This is a genomic window from Sphingomonas sp. 179-A 2A2 NHS, from assembly GCF_045371305.1.
In the GTDB taxonomy this organism is placed as follows: Bacteria; Pseudomonadota; Alphaproteobacteria; order Sphingomonadales; family Sphingomonadaceae; genus Sphingomonas.
This window is the reverse complement of record NZ_JBIQDE010000007.1, coordinates 38488-53447: the sequence shown is the minus strand read 5'-3', so window position 1 is coordinate 53447 and position 14960 is coordinate 38488. Positions and strand designations below refer to the sequence as shown.

Sequence of the window (14960 nt, the reverse complement as noted above, 5' to 3'; positions counted from 1 at the left end):
GGTAGAGCTTTGGGGAGCATGTCACACTCAACTTAATTTCGGATCAGACTCTAAAGAAAATGACGAAAATGAAGATACGAACCGCATTGCGCAATCTGGACAAGCATGGCCAGCAGCGCGCGCCGGAGGTGATTGCAGAAGAGGGCCGGCAACTTGAAAACCATCTTAAGCGGTTTCGTTCTGAGTTGGTCCGGCTTGAGGTCGTCGCCTCGCAGACGAAGGGCAAGACGCGAATCCAGGTCAGACTGCGGCTGCAACTGCCCTCAAGCGTGATCGCGGCGCAGGAAGAGGGGTTCGAGATCGAGCCTACCTTGCGCAAGGCCTTTGCCGACCTGCGCCACCGCGTCGACCGGCATGTGGCGCGCCTCAAGCACGAGTCGGAGTTCAAGCGTCCCGCCCGCCGGCGCCGGATTGGCGCCCCACTCCCGCCCGCGCGGGATGCGGCGGAGGCGGGGCGGCGCCAGCTTTTCTTCGGCCTGATCGAGGACCACCTCGATACGGTCTATGACGCGGTCCGGCGCGAATTGACCTATTTCGAATGCAGTGGATCGGTGCCCCAAGGATACCTGAGTGTTCGCGATCTCGTCGATGCGACGATCCTCAAGGGGCTCGAGCGGTTCGAGCGGCGGCCGATGCGGTTCTCGGTGGGCGACTGGCTCACCCAACTCGCCTTCGAGACCATCGGCGAAGAGGCCCGCGCCGCCCGCCGGGTTGTGCCGGAAAACGCCGCCTCGCTCGATGCCGCGCCCGAACAGCCGGCACAGGATCCGACTGAGACTGATCAGGAGCTGTTCGAATTTCACCAGCCTGACGAAGTGCTGCGGCTGGAGGATCTGGTCGGCGACGGCACGGCGACCGATCCCGAATCGGCCCTCGACCGCCACGAAACGGCGCTGTGCCTGCACCGCGCACTTTCCGCACTGCCCGCGCTCTGGCGACAGGTCCTCTATCGGACCTGCATCGAGGACGAGGCGGCGGCAGACACGGCGGCGCTTATCGGCATACGAGAGGACGAGGTGGCGACCATCGCCGCGGCCGCCCGCGGTTTCCTGCGCGCGAGACTGCGCGAAGCGGGGCTGGCGGTCCCGATCGCAGAGGATGATTGCGTTGACTCCGAGATCGCCCGCGCAATGCGCCTGCCCCTGCCGATCGACGAGCGCCGCCGCGTGGCTGCCGCCCTGAGCGAAGGCTCCACCGGCACAACGGCCTGACGAAACCTGTAGGGGAGATGAGACGATGACGACAACCTCGGAAACTGCTTCGAACTCGATACAGGACATGCTGTTCACCCTTTCGCGCAACTGGTGGCTGTTCGGTCTGCGTGGGGTGCTGGCGCTGATGATTGCTGGGCTCGCTTTCCTGATGCCGGCCGAGTCGCTTCTGGCCCTGACGCTGGTGTTCGGCGCCTTCTCTTTTGCCGACGGAGTGTTCGGTCTGGTCGCCGGGATACGCAACATCCGCAAGGGCGAACGCTGGGGCTGGCTGATGTTCAGCGGCCTCCTGGGGATCGCCACGGGCGTGGTCGTGGTCGTCTCGCCCTTCGTCGCAACGCTGGTCCTCGCTACATTCCTCTGGGCCAGCATCGCGTTCTGGTCGGTGTTTTCGGGCGTCCTAGAAATCGCGGCGGCGATCCGCCTGCGCAAGGAAATCAAGGGAGAGGTCTGGCTCATCCTGAGCGGCCTCATCTCGGTCGTGCTGGGTATCATCGTGACCTGGATGCTGCTGACGCGCCCGCTCGAAAGCTTCCTTGCCCTCGGCTGGCTGCTCGGCTTCTACGCCGCCCTTTTCGGAGCAATGATGATCCTGCTGGGCCTGCGGCTGCAGCGCGCAAATCAGGCAGGGCACGACAAAACTCCCGGCGTCAACCTGGCGGCTGGCACATGACGCGCGTGGGGAAAGCCGGGCGGCCTGTCGGCGATGAAGACGATCTCACCCATTGGGACGAGACGATCTTCGAACGCTGCTTAAGGACCGGCTTCAATCCCTTCGGCAGCGGACCGACACCGGTCTTTCTTCGACAGGAAGACCAAGGACAATGCTCCGGGAAGCCCAACGTTCGGCGGAAGGACGGTTGCGACGGGACAATTCGTCAATGACTTACAGGTCGCGCGATCTTGCCTATCTAGTTGTCGCCGTCGTGTGCGGGATCGGTATCTACTTCATGTTCCGCACCATGTATATGGCGGAAGAGCCCCTGCCCTTCGCCCAGGAGATGACGCTGGTCTTTCTGGGTGGCGCCGTCACGATCGCACTGACGGCCGCTCTCCTCAATCGTCAGACAGAACTCGAACTTCGGAAAGAAGGAAGAGTGATCATCCTTCAGCAGCAATGTGCCATATACATGGCTTGCATAGAAAAGGTGGCGAAAATTGTCGAAAATATCAGACATGATGCCGTGCTGATCGATGATTTGAGGGTTCTAAATCATCAGCTTGCGGTAGTAGCCAGCGAAGAGGTTGTGGTCCGCTTTGAGGCTGTTCTCGACGCACTGTTGTCCGGCTTTGCGGATGGCGCGCTTTCCGGGGCTGACGGCGAGAAGGTGATGCAATCCGTCGCCGATCTAACGACGGCGATGCGATCTGATGTCCTCCAGAACACGGCATTGACTTCGACGAATGCGGCGAGCGCCATTCGCCAAAACTCGAGACGAATGGAGCAATTAGACGATCTCAGTTTCGAGGCGGAGGTTGCGACGAATAAGGAGAACAGCAATGCGCGCTCATAACCGTCCGCCCTTTCCGCCGAAAATTCCCAGGACTGATATGAGATCGTGGGAGGTTCCCACGGCGGTTATTGACGTGATGTCGTGGACGACCTCCGCACCAGCGTAGCTGTGCGATGATGTGGTCGTTGTAGGTCCACGTCTAGGAGTCGTTCCATGGAGCAGGAGGTTGTCACCGTCGGATTGGATCTGGCGAAGAATGTGTTTCAGGTTCACGCTATCGGCGCCGATGGCGCAGTGCTGATCCGGCGCAAGCTGCGCAGGACCGAAGTCATCCGCTTCTTCGCTGAGTTGCCGCGTTGCCTGGTCGGCATGGAAGCGTGTGCCTCGGCGCATCACTGGGCGCGTGAGTTGATGGCGATCGGCCATGAGGTGCGCCTCATGCCGCCAGCCTATGTTAAGCCGTATGTGAAGCGCGGGAAAACCGATGCAGCGGATGCTGAAGCGATTTGCGAAGCGGTCACCCGGCCGACGATGCGTTTTGTCGCAGTGAAGTCGGTCGAGCAGCAAGCGGTGCTGATGCTCCACAAAAGTCGCGACCTGATGGTCCGGCAGCGCACCATGCTGATCAACGCGCTTCGCGGCCACTTAGCTGAGTACGGGATCGTGACGGGTCTGGGCGCCGCCGGCGTAGTGGCTTCCCTGAAGGCGCTGCACGAAGAGCAGGACAGGTTTCCCGCACACGCACGTTCGGCCCTTCATGGCATTGCCGCTCAGTTGAGGGCACTAGCGAGCGAGATCGAGCGGCTTGAGGCGCAAATCCTCGATTGGCACCGTAACGACGAGACGAGCCGCAGGCTGGCTACGATCCCGGGGATCGGCCCGATTACAGCGTCGGCTATCGCGGCTGCGGTGCCGGACGCATCTCTGTTCCGATCAGGCCGTCAGTTCGCCGCCTGGCTTGGGCTCACACCTCGTGCGAACAGCTCGGGCGGCAAAGAGCGGCTCGGGGGAATAACCAAGCAGGGCGATGGCTATCTTCGCCGGCTTCTGGTCGTCGGTTCGACTGCTGTTATGCGAATGACGCGTAAGAGTCCGGCTCGCCAACCCTGGATGGCGGGCCTGCTTGAGCGCAAGCCAACCAAGATCGCGACAGTGGCGCTCGCCAACAAAACAGCACGGATTGCTTGGGCCGTGATGACGCGGAAGGAGGTGTACGCTCCCGCCGCATAAGGAGATCTCCGTCACACGATAATCGCGTGATGTGATGGGATGCGTTGGAGCAGCTCAGTAGTGATGACGAACCGGTCAGACGGGGGTTGGTGAAACCCAGGGGGTCACAGAGCTTCGAGCGCGATGACGTGATTAGGGAGCCAGCCTGCGGACTTCATCAGGGCCAGCAGCCATGCGGTGCTGCGCGAACAGGCCGAACACATGGATGCACCCGACCGAGGTCATCAATGCCGAAAAGCTCTTGCGCCGCGGAGGTCGTCCACACATGGACTCCATCCCTCTGACGGGTGCGATCGCGCCCTACGCCGTGCGGCAAATCGGCCAGGTCGCCGGCTGAACCCTGGAGCTCCGCAGCGCCGAAAACAAGGCGCGCGCCGGCTTCCTGACGACGGCGAGATTGCCGAAATCAGGCTGAGATATGTCAGCGCAGCTAGCAGACGGCGTCTCCATAGCAATGCTCGCGCGATGCTTTGCAAACAAGAGCAGGTGCCGAGTGACGACGATAGGCCGCAACAACTTGCCAGTTCGAAGGGGCAGCGAAGCACTGCTGTCCCGTCCGAAAGCACTTCGCCGTACTCGGCAGCACGCGTTGTGAAATGCGAACTTTAACTCACAAACGGAGGATGGACGATGCGGAAACACCTAATCATCTCGACAGCCCTCGGCGCCCTCGCCATTTCGGCGTGGTCGAGCGCCGCAGCGGCCCAGGCTTCTGCACCCAGTCAGCAAGCGCAGCCGCAGACTTCGACTCAAGCGGCTCCGCCGGGCGGAGCCCAAGCGCAGTCGAGTCCCACCAACCCACCCGAGGCGCAGCGGGACAAGCTCGTCGACGAGGCGGTCGCCGCGGTGCGCGAGACGCAGAACGCTTTGACCGCAATCGACCAGAACAAGAACGACGACGCGATCGCGGCGCTGGAGCGCGCGACCGGCAAGCTCGAGATCGTCCTCGCCCGCACGCCGACGCTTGCGCTCGCTCCGGTCGACGTGAGCGTCGTGACGCACGACGTGATCGGAACCCCGGCCGACGTCGAGAAAATCCGCGGAGAGGTGGGCGCCGCGATCGCGCAGGGTCGCCTGCAGCTGGCGCGCAAGCTCCTCTCCGACCTGGGTTCCGAAACGGTCGTGAACATCAGCAAGCTCCCGCTCGGCACCTACCCCGCCGCACTCAAGCAGGCGGCCGCGTTGCTGCACCAGGGCAAGCCGCAGGAGGCCAAGGCGGTCCTTCAGACCGCACTGGGCACGATCGTGATCGACCAGATCGTGATCCCGCTCCCTCTCGTTCGCGCGCAGCTCGCGCTCGAGGACGCGCGCAGCCTGCTCGAGAAAAGGAAGCGGACCGACGCGGAAAGCGCCCGCATGCGCCAGCTGTTGGGAACGGCCCGCACGCAGCTCCAGCTCGGCAAAGCGCTGGGCTATGCCACTGACAGCGAGATGACCGACCTGATCGCCTCGGTCGACGATCTCGAGCGTAAGACCGCCGGCTCGCAATCCGCGAAGGGGTTGCTCGATCCCTTTGGTCCCAAGTTCGACGAGGCCAGGCGGTCGAGCCAGCGCCCGCGCTAGGCAGCACTCGGCGTTCGATCGTCTCCCGCGCGGGGGCTGGTCAACACAAGCACAAGGGGCGTTCAATCTGGCGAACGCCCCACGGGAGGTAACATGTTGCGCCAGCCCGCCACCGCACGCGGCGCGTTCGAGGCCCTCGATCGTCTAGCCATCAACACGATCCGTACGCTCGCCATGGATGCCGTCGAGAAGGCGCAGTCCGGCCATCCCGGCACCCCGATGGCGCTTGCGCCGGTGGGCTACACGCTGTGGTCGCAGTTCCTCCGGATCGATCCCGACGTGCCGGACTGGCCCAATCGAGACCGTTTTGTGCTCTCGGTCGGGCACGCCTCCATGCTTCTCTACGCGCTTATCCACCTCGCCGGCATCAAGGAGGTCGATGCGGAAGGCAGGGCCACTGGCCTGCCTGCGGTTAGCCTCGACGACATCAAGAACTTTCGCCAGATGGGCTCCAGGACGCCGGGCCACCCCGAGTATCGGGTGACGACCGGCGTCGAGACCACGACGGGCCCGCTCGGTCAGGGCTGCGGCAATTCCGTCGGTATGGCGGTCGCCGAACGCTGGCTCGCCCAGCACTTCAATCGCGATGGCTTCACCCTCTTTGACCATGACGTCTACGTGCTGTGCGGCGACGGCGACATGATGGAGGGCGTGTCGGGCGAGGCGGCAAGTCTCGCCGGACATCTCAAGCTTTCCAACCTCTGCTGGATTTACGATTCAAACCGTATCAGCATCGAGGGCCATACCGACCTCGCCTTCACCGAGGATGTGGGCAAGCGCTTCGAGTCCTATGGTTGGAACGTGCTCCACGTCGACGACGCCAACGATACTGAGGCGTTCGCGCGGGCAATCGAAAGCTTCAAGGCGACCGACGACCGACCCACCTTCGTCGTCGTCCACTCTATCATCGGCTGGGGCAGCCCCAAGGCGGACAGCGAGAAGGCTCACGGCGAACCGCTTGGTGCCGACGCGATCGTCGCCACCAAGAAGGCGTATGGCTGGCCGGAGGACAAGACCTTCTACGTGCCCGACGGCGTCGCCAAGCACTTCAACGAGGCGATCGCCTCGCGCGGGCGCCGGCTGCGCGAGGAGTGGGAGGCGACCTTCGCCGGCTATCGTGAGACCTATCCCGGCATGGCGGCCGAGCTGGACGCGATGCGCAAGGGCGCGCTGCCGCCGGGCTGGGAGTCGGGCCTGCCGAGTTTCGACCCGGATCCCAAGGGCGTCGCCTCGCGCGATTCCGCCGGCAAAGTGCTGAATGCGCTTGCCGGCAACGTCCCCTGGCTGGTGGGCGGATCGGCCGACCTGTCGCCATCCACCAAGACCGACCTAAAGAATTTCGGCTCGTTCCAGGCGGACAACCCTGGCGGGCGCACGATTCACTTCGGCGTGCGCGAGCATGCGATGGGCGCGATCGCCAACGGAATGGCGCTGTCCTACCTCAAGCCCTTCACCGCCACCTTCCTCGTCTTCGCCGACTATATGCGCGCGCCGGTCCGGCTTGCGGCGATCATGGAGCTGCCGGTCACCTTTGTCTTTACGCACGATTCGATCGGGGTCGGCGAGGACGGCCCGACCCACCAGCCGATCGAGCATCTGGCAACACTGCGCGCGATGCCCGGGCTCGACACCATCCGCCCGGGAGATGCGAACGAGGCGGCCGAGGCGTGGAAACTTGCCGTCCGCCAGACCCGTCGGCCGAGCGCGCTGATCCTCTCGCGCCAAGCGCTGCCGACGCTCGACCGGAGCCGCTATGCGGCCGCCGCCGGGGTCGCGAGGGGCGCGTACATCCTTGCCAGCGCCGATGATCCGGAGCTCATCCTGATCGGCACCGGGAGCGAGCTGAGCCTTGTGGTCGGCGCCTATGAGAAGCTGGCAGCGGAGGGCGTACGGGCACGCGTCGTGTCGATGCCGAGCTGGTCCCGCTTCGAGGAGCAGGACGACGCCTACAAGCAGTTGGTCCTAACCCCCGGCATAGAGGCGCGCCTGGCGGTGGAGCAGGGCGGCGCAATCGGGTGGGACCGCTATGTCGGCGCTCGCGGCCGAACGATCACGATGTCGACGTTCGGGGCGTCTGCCCCGCTTGCCAAACTCCAGGAGAAGTTCGGCTTCACCGTCGACCATGTGGTCGAGGCAGCGCGCTCAATGATCTTGCAGGAGGCGTGACGATGGCGAGCCGGGTCAGGAAGCTGCACGATTTTGGCCAGGCCCCCTGGCTGGACTTTGTCGACCGCCGCTTCCTCAAGGAAGGTGGGCTGCAAAGGCTCGTCGAGGAAGACGGCGTCACCGGCGTGACCTCCAATCCGTCCATCTTCGAGAAGGCGATCGCGCATGGCGATGCCTACGACGCGCAGCTCCTGGCTCTTCTCCAGAACCGACCCGGCACGAGCATCACCCAAGCCTATGAGGCGCTCGCGGTTCAGGACATCCAAGACGCGGCCGACACGCTGCAGCCGGTCTATGAGCGGCTGAACCGGACGGACGGCTACGTCAGTCTGGAGGTCTCCCCCTATCTCGCTGAGAGCACCGAGGAGACGGTCGCGGAAGCACAGCGGCTGTGGCGACAGATCGACCGTCCCAACCTGATGATCAAAGTGCCCGGTACCCAGGCGGGTGTCCCTGCCATCCGCCAGCTGATCGAAGATGGCATTAACATCAACGTGACGCTGCTGTTCGGCCAGCAGAGCTATGCCGCGGTTGCGATGGCCTTCGTGGAGGGGTTGGAAGCACGGCTCGCCCAAGGCCAGCCGATCGACCGTATCGCAAGCGTGGCGAGCTTCTTCGTCAGTCGGATCGATGCCGCGATCGACAGGAAAATTGCCGAACGCCTGAAAAGCGCTGACGCGGAGGCCGAGGCGCTTACGGGACTGCGCGGACAGGTCGCCATCGCCAACGCCAAGCTCGCCTATCAATGGTATCTCGGCTTGGTAGCTTCGGAACGCTGGCAGGCGCTCGTGGAGCGCAGGGCGATGCCGCAGAGGCTCCTCTGGGCCTCCACCGGCACCAAGGATCCGAGCTACCCCGACACCCTTTACGTAGACAACCTGATCGGGCCTGAAACCGTCAACACGTTGCCGCCCAAGACGATGGACGCCTTCCGTGATCATGGCACGCTCGCGCCGTCCCTGACCGCCGAAGTGGAAAGCGCGCGTCGGATTCTCCGCGAGGTAGACCGTCTCGGGCTCGACTTGCCAGCGGTCGCGGACGAGCTCGTGCGAGACGGCGTGAAGCAGTTCGCCGACGCAGCCGATGCGCTCCTTGGTGCCGTTGCTGCCAAGCGCTCCGCCATTGTCGGAGACGGGCTGAACAGCATGCACGAGGCACTGCCGCGGGAGCTCGACGAGGCGGTAGAGGCGCGGCTCGAGCGAATGCGTCAGGAAAGCTGGTCCAGACGGCTATGGGCAGGCGATGCCACGCTATGGACCGGCGGCGAGGAAGCCAAGTGGCTCGGGTGGCTTGCCGCAGGTAAGGGCGAGCAGATCGACCCCGAGGCATTGAAAGCTCTCGGCGCTCAGGCAGCCCAGTATCGGTCCGCGGTGCTCCTCGGCATGGGCGGGTCGAGCCTCGGCCCGGAGGTCTTGGCCGAGATCGTGGGGCCGCGGAGCGGCAGCCCGATGATCCATGTGCTCGATACCACCGATCCGAAGCAAATCGCCGCAGTGGCGGCGGCGATCGACCCCGAGCACACGCTGTTCATCGTTGCCTCCAAGTCGGGCTCGACGATGGAGCCGGAACTGCTGCGCGCCTATTTCTGGAATCTGGCGGGCCAGGACGGCAGTCGCTTCATCGCCATCACCGACCCGGGATCGCGCCTGGCAAAGATCGCGCACGATCATGGCTACGCGGGCGTCTTCCTGGGCGATCCAACGATTGGCGGCCGCTATTCGGTTCTCAGCGTCTTCGGGATGGTGCCCGCGGCCGTGATGGGTATGGACGTGGCCGAGTTCTTCACCAGGGTTGCGCCGATGGTGCAGAGCTGCGCGCCCGACGCGCCGCCCGCCTTCAATCCTGGCGTGCGGCTCGGTGCGATCCTGGGGGAAGCGGCGAACCGCGGGCGCGACAAGGTGACGGTGCTGACCTCGCCCGCGCTTCGGGCATTCGGAGCGTGGCTCGAACAGCTGTTGGCCGAGTCCACCGGCAAGCAGGGCAGGGGCATCGTTCCCGTCGACCTGGAACCGCCGGTACCGCCGGCGCACTATGGATCGGACCGCCTCTTCGTACTGCTGTCGCTCACGGGCGACGATCACGCCAGGCTCGACGCCCATGCCGATGCGCTCGTTACCGCCGGCCAGCCGGTCGTGCGGATAGCGCTCTCGTCAAAGGAGATGATCGGGCAGGAGTTCTTTCGCTGGGAGATCGCTACCGCGGTAGCCGGCGCGGTGATCGGGATCGACCCTTTCGACCAGCCCGACGTCGAGGATGCCAAGATCAGGACGCGGGTGCTGATCGACGCCTACGAAGCCACCGGTAGCCTGGCGCCCGAGACACCATTTTTCGAGGATGGCAGGGTGGCCTTCTTCGGGCCCGCCGACCGAGGCCATTCCGGCGACAACGCGGTCCAGATCCTGCGCACCCATTTAGCGCGTCCCGGCCCCGGCGATTATGTAGGGTTCCTTCTTTACGTCGAACGCAACCCGGCGAACGAGGCTCTCGTCGCACGCATGCGCGAACGGGTCGTGAAGGCGCGACACGTCGCCACCGTCGCGGGCTTCGGGCCGCGTTTCCTCCACTCGACTGGTCAGGCGTACAAGGGAGGGCCGCGCTCGGGAGTGTTTCTCGAGATCACCCGCACGCCCGATCCCGACGTCCCGATCCCAGGACGTAAAGCCAGCTTCGGCACGGTCCAGCTCGCCCAAGCGCGAGGCGATCTCGACGTGCTCGCCAGCCGGGGCCAGCGCGTCCTGCGGGTCCACCTCCAAAGCGCCAGTCTGAGCGACCTTGAAGAATTGCTCGACGAAGCACTCCGGAATTGAGCGGGAGCCTGGAAATATGCGGATCGGAATGATCGGCCTCGGCCGGATGGGAGGCAACATCGCCCGTCGGCTTCAACGCTCCGGACATCAGCCAGTGGTCTTCGACCGCAATCCTGAGGCGGTGGCGGAACTCGAGCTTGAAGGATTCGAGCCGGCTGACTCGCTTGAGGAAATCAAGAAGAAGCTGGGCACGGAGGCAGTCTTCTGGGTCATGCTGCCCGCGGGCGAGCCGACCGAGAAGACGATCCAGATCCTCCGCACGATCGCCGAACCTGGCGACGTCGTCATCGATGGCGGCAACAGCTTCTACAAGGACGATATTCGCCGGGCGAAGCTGCTGGCCGACAAGGGCATCCACTATATTGATGTCGGTACCTCGGGAGGCGTGTGGGGCCTCGAGCGCGGCTATTGCATGATGATCGGCGGACCGAAGGAGGCCGTCGACCATCTCGATCCGATCTTCGACGCGCTCGCGCCGGGCATCGGCACCATTCCGCGGACGCCGAACCGGATGGAGCATGAGGGAGAGGATGCGCGCGCGGAGAAGGGCTATATCCACGCCGGGCCCGCCGGCGCGGGTCACTTCGTCAAGATGGTGCACAACGGCATCGAATACGGCCTGATGCAGGCATATGCCGAAGGCTTCGACATTCTGAAGTCGAAGCAGTCCAGCAAGCTTCCCGAGGATGAGCGCTACGTTCTCAATCTCACCGACATCGCCGAGGTGTGGCGGCGCGGCTCTGTCATATCCTCTTGGCTTCTGGACCTCACTGCGGCGGCGCTCGCCAAGGATCAGATGCTCTCGCAGTTCTCCGGGCGGGTTGCGGATTCGGGCGAGGGGCGCTGGACCGTCGAGGCGGCCATGGAAGAGGCGGTTCCCGCTGTGGTCCTTACCGCTGCGCTGTTTGCCCGGTATCGGAGCCGGGTCGAGCACACCTTCGCCGACCAGGTGCTTTCCGCGATGCGCTTCGGGTTCGGCGGGCATGTCGAGATCCCGCAGTGAATGGAGTGACCGTGCCGGGGCGCCCGGCGACGATCGTCATCTTCGGCGCGACAGGAGACCTCACCCGCAGGCTGCTGGTTCCGGCGCTGGCCAACCTCTGCTTCGACGGACTCCTGAGCGAAGAGCTCAACGTCATCGGCATAGCCCTTCGGGATGGCGATGATGAAAGTCTGCGCGTAAGCCTCGATGAGTTCGCGCCGCAGACACAGTGCTGGCAACGATTGCGCCAAAGGACCAGCTACCTCCCCGGGGACTTCACGCTTGAGGCTGTCTACGACAGGCTCAAGCAGCGGTTGGGCGAAGGCGACGCCGCATTCTATCTGGCTACGCCGCCGCAGTTCTTCGGGGTCATCGTGGACAGACTCGCCGACGCTGGCCTCACCGAGGAACATGACGGCGGCTTTCGGCGGGTGGTGATCGAGAAACCCTTCGGTCACGACCTCGAATCAGCACGGGCTCTCAACCAGCAGATCCTGGCGCGGGTGAACGAGAGCCAAGTTTACCGGATCGATCATTTCCTGGGGAAGGAGACCGTCCAGAACATCCTGGTTTCCCGGTTCGGCAACGCCTGGGTGGAGGCGGTATGGAACCACCGCTACATCGACCACATCCAGATTTCAGCCGCCGAAGCGATTGGCGTCGGCACCCGCGGGGCGTTCTACGACACAACCGGTGCGCTCCGGGACATGGTTCCTAACCACCTGATGCAGCTTTTGTCGATGATCGCAATGGAGCCGCCAAACAGTTTCGATGCCGAGGTCATCCGAGACGAAAAGGCAAAGCTGCTTCAGGCCGTCCGCCGCTTTACCCCGGATGAGGCGCGAAGCCAAGCGGTGCGGGGCATGTACGCAGCCGGCCAGGTCGACGGCCAGATGATCCCCGCCTATCGCGAGACGCCGCACGTGGACCCGAACACCGCCACGGAAACTTATGTGGCGCTCAAGCTCCTGGTCGACACTTGGCGCTGGACCGGCGTGCCCTTCTATCTGCGCACGGGGAAGGCGCTCGCCGCACGGGACACCGAGATCGTGGTCACCTTCAACCCGGTGCCCTATGCGACGTTTCGGGAGGCCCCGGTCGCTCATCTCCCGGCCAATCAGCTCGTGTTCCAGATCCAGCCGCACGAAGGGATCAGTCTTGATTTTCTGGTCAAACGCCCGGGCCCGCAAGTGGAGGCGGTCCCCGTAGCGCTCGATTTTGCTTATGCAGAGAAGTTTTCCATCGCGCATCGGACAGGGTACGAAACCCTCCTGTATGACATGATGATGGGCGATCAGACGCTATTCCAGCGTGCCGACCAGATCGAGGCGGGATGGGCCGTTGTGCAGCCGATCCTGGACGCCTGGGCTCGTGGCGAGGGAGTGCTGGAGGAATATATGCCAGGCACTTCCGGACCTCGCGCCGCCGACGCACTGATCGCCCGCGATGGCCGACAATGGCACGCATTAGGTCGATAGATGGAGCGAACGAACTCCGGTCAGAAAGGGAGGCGGGACAAGGCCGGCACCTTTTTCCGCGAAGGTTCGGATCGCCCCAAGCCGCGCTGACGCTGGATCGGCTGCCGCGCTGGACTCCACGCGACAGGCGGGCTCCGAGTGGCATTTCAGTAGTCGCCCTACCGCTCGTACAGATAATAGCGGTCTGTTGCCGTAAATCGTGCGCGAGCTCATACACGATCGGCTCACCAGTCGGGATCTCGATCGTGGGGATCTCATCGTCGGGGAGGCCAGACAGATGCTTCACCAGAGCGCGCAGCGAATTGCCGTGCGCCGAGATCACGACTCTTCTGCCGGCCTTGAGCTCCGGCGCGATCCTTGCCTCCCAATAGGGCAGCACGCGCCCTATCGTCTCCTTCAGGCTCTCGGCGTTCGGAATTGCGATGCCGGCGTAGCGGCGATCGCCGGTGACATCATAGGGTCCCCCTGGCTGCTGCGGCGGCGGCGGGATGTCAAACGATCGGCGCCAGATCTTCACTTGCTCCGCTCCGTGCCTGGCTGCGGTCGCTGCCTTGTCGAGGCCGGTGAGCCCGCCATAATGGCGCTCGTTCAGACGCCAGTCCTTTTCGACGGGCAACCACAACCGCCCCATCGCCTTGAGCGCAAGGTTGAGCGTCTTGATCGCACGCGCCTGGAGGCTCGTGAAGCAGAGGTCGAAGTCCAGCCCCTTTGCCGCCATCAGCTCGCCGGCCGCTTTCGCCTCAATCTCGCCCTGCCGCGTCAGGTCCACGTCCCACCAGCCCGTGAAGCGGTTCTCGAGGTTCCAGACCGACTGGCCGTGGCGGATCAGCACGAGCGTGGGCAAGGGGTTCTCCAACGGACATTGCGAGCTGAACGGACGTCTCTCCGCTCCGCGATCCGGCGTCCTGCAGGTTTCACACGCCGTGCCCGAGGCTTGCGATCATTGCGGCCAGCTCAGACCCCTCCGGGATTTCCTCACGGCCCGCGGCCCGCGCGATCAGGCGGCTAACGAAATCGAGCTTGAGCATGACGCCGGGACTGAGACGAAAGGGATAGAGATCCGGTTGCCCCATTGCCCGGTTTACCGCGTTGAGAGCGAAGGAGATCGGTATCCAGCGCTCAACGAGCGTCGCCGTTGCAACACGATACGCATCGATGTCCGGGTGCGGTGCGCGATTGCCTTCCAGCCCCACACCGAAGTCCGCCATCGCTCCGAGCGTGTCGACGATGTGCAGGTAATGAGCGAACGTCTCGGCGAAATCTTCCCAGGGATGCGCAGTTGCATACGCGCTGACATGGTCATCAGCCCAGCCGAGTGCCGGACGGCCGGCATAGTAGCGCTGGACCGCTGCAGCATAATCGATGCGCTCGTCACCGAACAGTGCGCGAAAGGGATCGTGCATGTCGGTCACAGCGACGAGCCGGTACCAATAGTAGTGGCCGATCTCGTGTCGGAAATGGCCTAGAAGAGTGCGGTAGGGCTCGCCCATTTGATGGCGTATGCGCTCCCGCGCCGCGTCGTCCGCCTCGATCACGTTCAGCGTGATGACACCCCCGGCATGGCCGGTGAGAAGCTGTGGGACATAGCCGTTCTCGGCGGCGGCATCGTACAAGAAATCGAAGGCGAGCCCGTCTCCGCGCTCGGCCTTGGTCTCGAGGGGCAGGCCGAGCTTGATCGCACCGCGAATCATGCGCCGCTTGGCCTCCTCGATCCGCCGCCAGCGTTGAAGGACGCCGCGCACCGCGAGATCGGGGATCATGCGATTGTGCCGGCAGGCGCGGCACATTGCTCGGGTCGGACCGAGCGCTTCAGCGCCCGTCTCATCTGCCAGCCAGTTGCACGCGCCGTAATGAACATTGGCGCAAGGCTTTACCGCGGCGGCTGATCCCTCTGCATCGTGCCACTCGCGCGCCCTGGGGTCGAGATGACGAAAGGCGTCTATGCGCCAGTCATAGCCAACGGCGTGTGCGCAGCTCGGGCAGGCGCTTTCCTCCAAGTGAAGCTGGTGGCGGCAGTTGGGGCAGGGGAATGCCAAGCGTTGGGTCCCTGTTACCTGCGCGACGGCAAG

At 64.1% G+C, this 14960-nt stretch carries 10 protein-coding genes and 1 pseudogene; 9 read left to right on the top strand and 2 right to left on the bottom strand.

Features of this window, described 5'->3' with window-relative positions:
- Window positions 1-68: 68 nt before the first annotated feature.
- The 9 genes from ACH0AE_RS15690 (at window position 69) to zwf (ending at window position 12891) form a co-directional block, all read left to right on the top strand.
- Window positions 69-1211 carry a hypothetical protein gene (locus tag ACH0AE_RS15690; protein ID WP_047867147.1) on the top strand — a complete coding sequence of 381 codons (1143 nt, stop codon included), beginning with the start codon at window positions 69-71 and terminating at the stop codon, window positions 1209-1211.
- A 25-nt stretch (window positions 1212-1236) separates the two neighbouring features.
- On the top strand, window positions 1237-1884 hold the full coding sequence (locus ACH0AE_RS15685; protein ID WP_047100254.1) for an HdeD family acid-resistance protein: 648 nt from the start codon (window positions 1237-1239) through the stop codon (window positions 1882-1884).
- Window positions 1885-2092: 208 nt separating this feature from the next.
- On the top strand, window positions 2093-2725 hold the full coding sequence (locus tag ACH0AE_RS15680) for a hypothetical protein (RefSeq protein ID WP_047100255.1): 633 nt from the start codon (window positions 2093-2095) through the stop codon (window positions 2723-2725).
- 153 nt (window positions 2726-2878) lie between these two features.
- Window positions 2879-3895, top strand: a complete 1017-nt coding sequence (locus ACH0AE_RS15675; RefSeq protein WP_047100256.1) for an IS110 family transposase — start codon at window positions 2879-2881, stop codon at window positions 3893-3895.
- Window positions 3896-4525: 630 nt separating this feature from the next.
- The gene (locus tag ACH0AE_RS15670) at window positions 4526-5458 is read left to right on the top strand and encodes a YfdX family protein (protein ID WP_084718397.1); all 933 of its coding nucleotides are present in this window, start codon (window positions 4526-4528) and stop codon (window positions 5456-5458) included.
- Between the two features lie 93 nt (window positions 5459-5551).
- Window positions 5552-7624 (top strand): transketolase, encoded by a 2073-nt coding sequence (gene tkt, locus ACH0AE_RS15665; protein WP_047100257.1) that lies wholly within the window; start codon window positions 5552-5554, stop codon window positions 7622-7624.
- Between the two features lie 2 nt (window positions 7625-7626).
- Window positions 7627-10431, top strand: a complete 2805-nt coding sequence (locus ACH0AE_RS15660) for a bifunctional transaldolase/phosoglucose isomerase (RefSeq protein WP_406875902.1) — start codon at window positions 7627-7629, stop codon at window positions 10429-10431.
- 16 nt (window positions 10432-10447) lie between these two features.
- Window positions 10448-11434, top strand: coding sequence for a phosphogluconate dehydrogenase (NAD(+)-dependent, decarboxylating) (gene gnd, locus ACH0AE_RS15655; protein ID WP_037486173.1), 987 nt, complete (start codon window positions 10448-10450; stop codon window positions 11432-11434).
- An 11-nt stretch (window positions 11435-11445) separates the two neighbouring features.
- Window positions 11446-12891 carry a glucose-6-phosphate dehydrogenase gene (gene zwf, locus ACH0AE_RS15650; RefSeq protein WP_406875901.1) on the top strand — a complete coding sequence of 482 codons (1446 nt, stop codon included), beginning with the start codon at window positions 11446-11448 and terminating at the stop codon, window positions 12889-12891.
- A gap of 158 nt (window positions 12892-13049) precedes the next feature.
- Here the strand turns inward: zwf and gpmA are convergent.
- Together gpmA and ACH0AE_RS15640 are read right to left on the bottom strand one after the other, a co-directional pair.
- Window positions 13050-13735: pseudogene (gene gpmA / locus ACH0AE_RS15645) on the bottom strand (2,3-diphosphoglycerate-dependent phosphoglycerate mutase).
- A 70-nt stretch (window positions 13736-13805) separates the two neighbouring features.
- Window positions 13806-14927, bottom strand: coding sequence for a putative zinc-binding metallopeptidase (locus ACH0AE_RS15640; RefSeq protein WP_406875900.1), 1122 nt, complete (start codon window positions 14925-14927; stop codon window positions 13806-13808).
- Window positions 14928-14960: the final 33 nt, after the last annotated feature.

Excerpts from the sequence above, each read along its gene's own strand:
- ACH0AE_RS15675 (WP_047100256.1), top strand. The coding sequence starts at position 2,879 with ATGGAGCAGGAGGTTGTCACCGTCGGATTGGATCTGGCGAAGAATGTG.
- tkt (WP_047100257.1), top strand. The coding sequence starts at position 5,552 with ATGTTGCGCCAGCCCGCCACCGCACGCGGCGCGTTCGAGGCCCTCGAT.
- ACH0AE_RS15685 (WP_047100254.1), top strand. The coding sequence starts at position 1,237 with ATGACGACAACCTCGGAAACTGCTTCGAACTCGATACAGGACATGCTG.
- ACH0AE_RS15660 (WP_406875902.1), top strand. The coding sequence starts at position 7,627 with ATGGCGAGCCGGGTCAGGAAGCTGCACGATTTTGGCCAGGCCCCCTGG.
- gnd (WP_037486173.1), top strand. The coding sequence starts at position 10,448 with ATGCGGATCGGAATGATCGGCCTCGGCCGGATGGGAGGCAACATCGCC.
- ACH0AE_RS15690 (WP_047867147.1), top strand. The coding sequence starts at position 69 with ATGAAGATACGAACCGCATTGCGCAATCTGGACAAGCATGGCCAGCAG.
- ACH0AE_RS15670 (WP_084718397.1), top strand. The coding sequence starts at position 4,526 with ATGCGGAAACACCTAATCATCTCGACAGCCCTCGGCGCCCTCGCCATT.
- ACH0AE_RS15680 (WP_047100255.1), top strand. The coding sequence starts at position 2,093 with ATGACTTACAGGTCGCGCGATCTTGCCTATCTAGTTGTCGCCGTCGTG.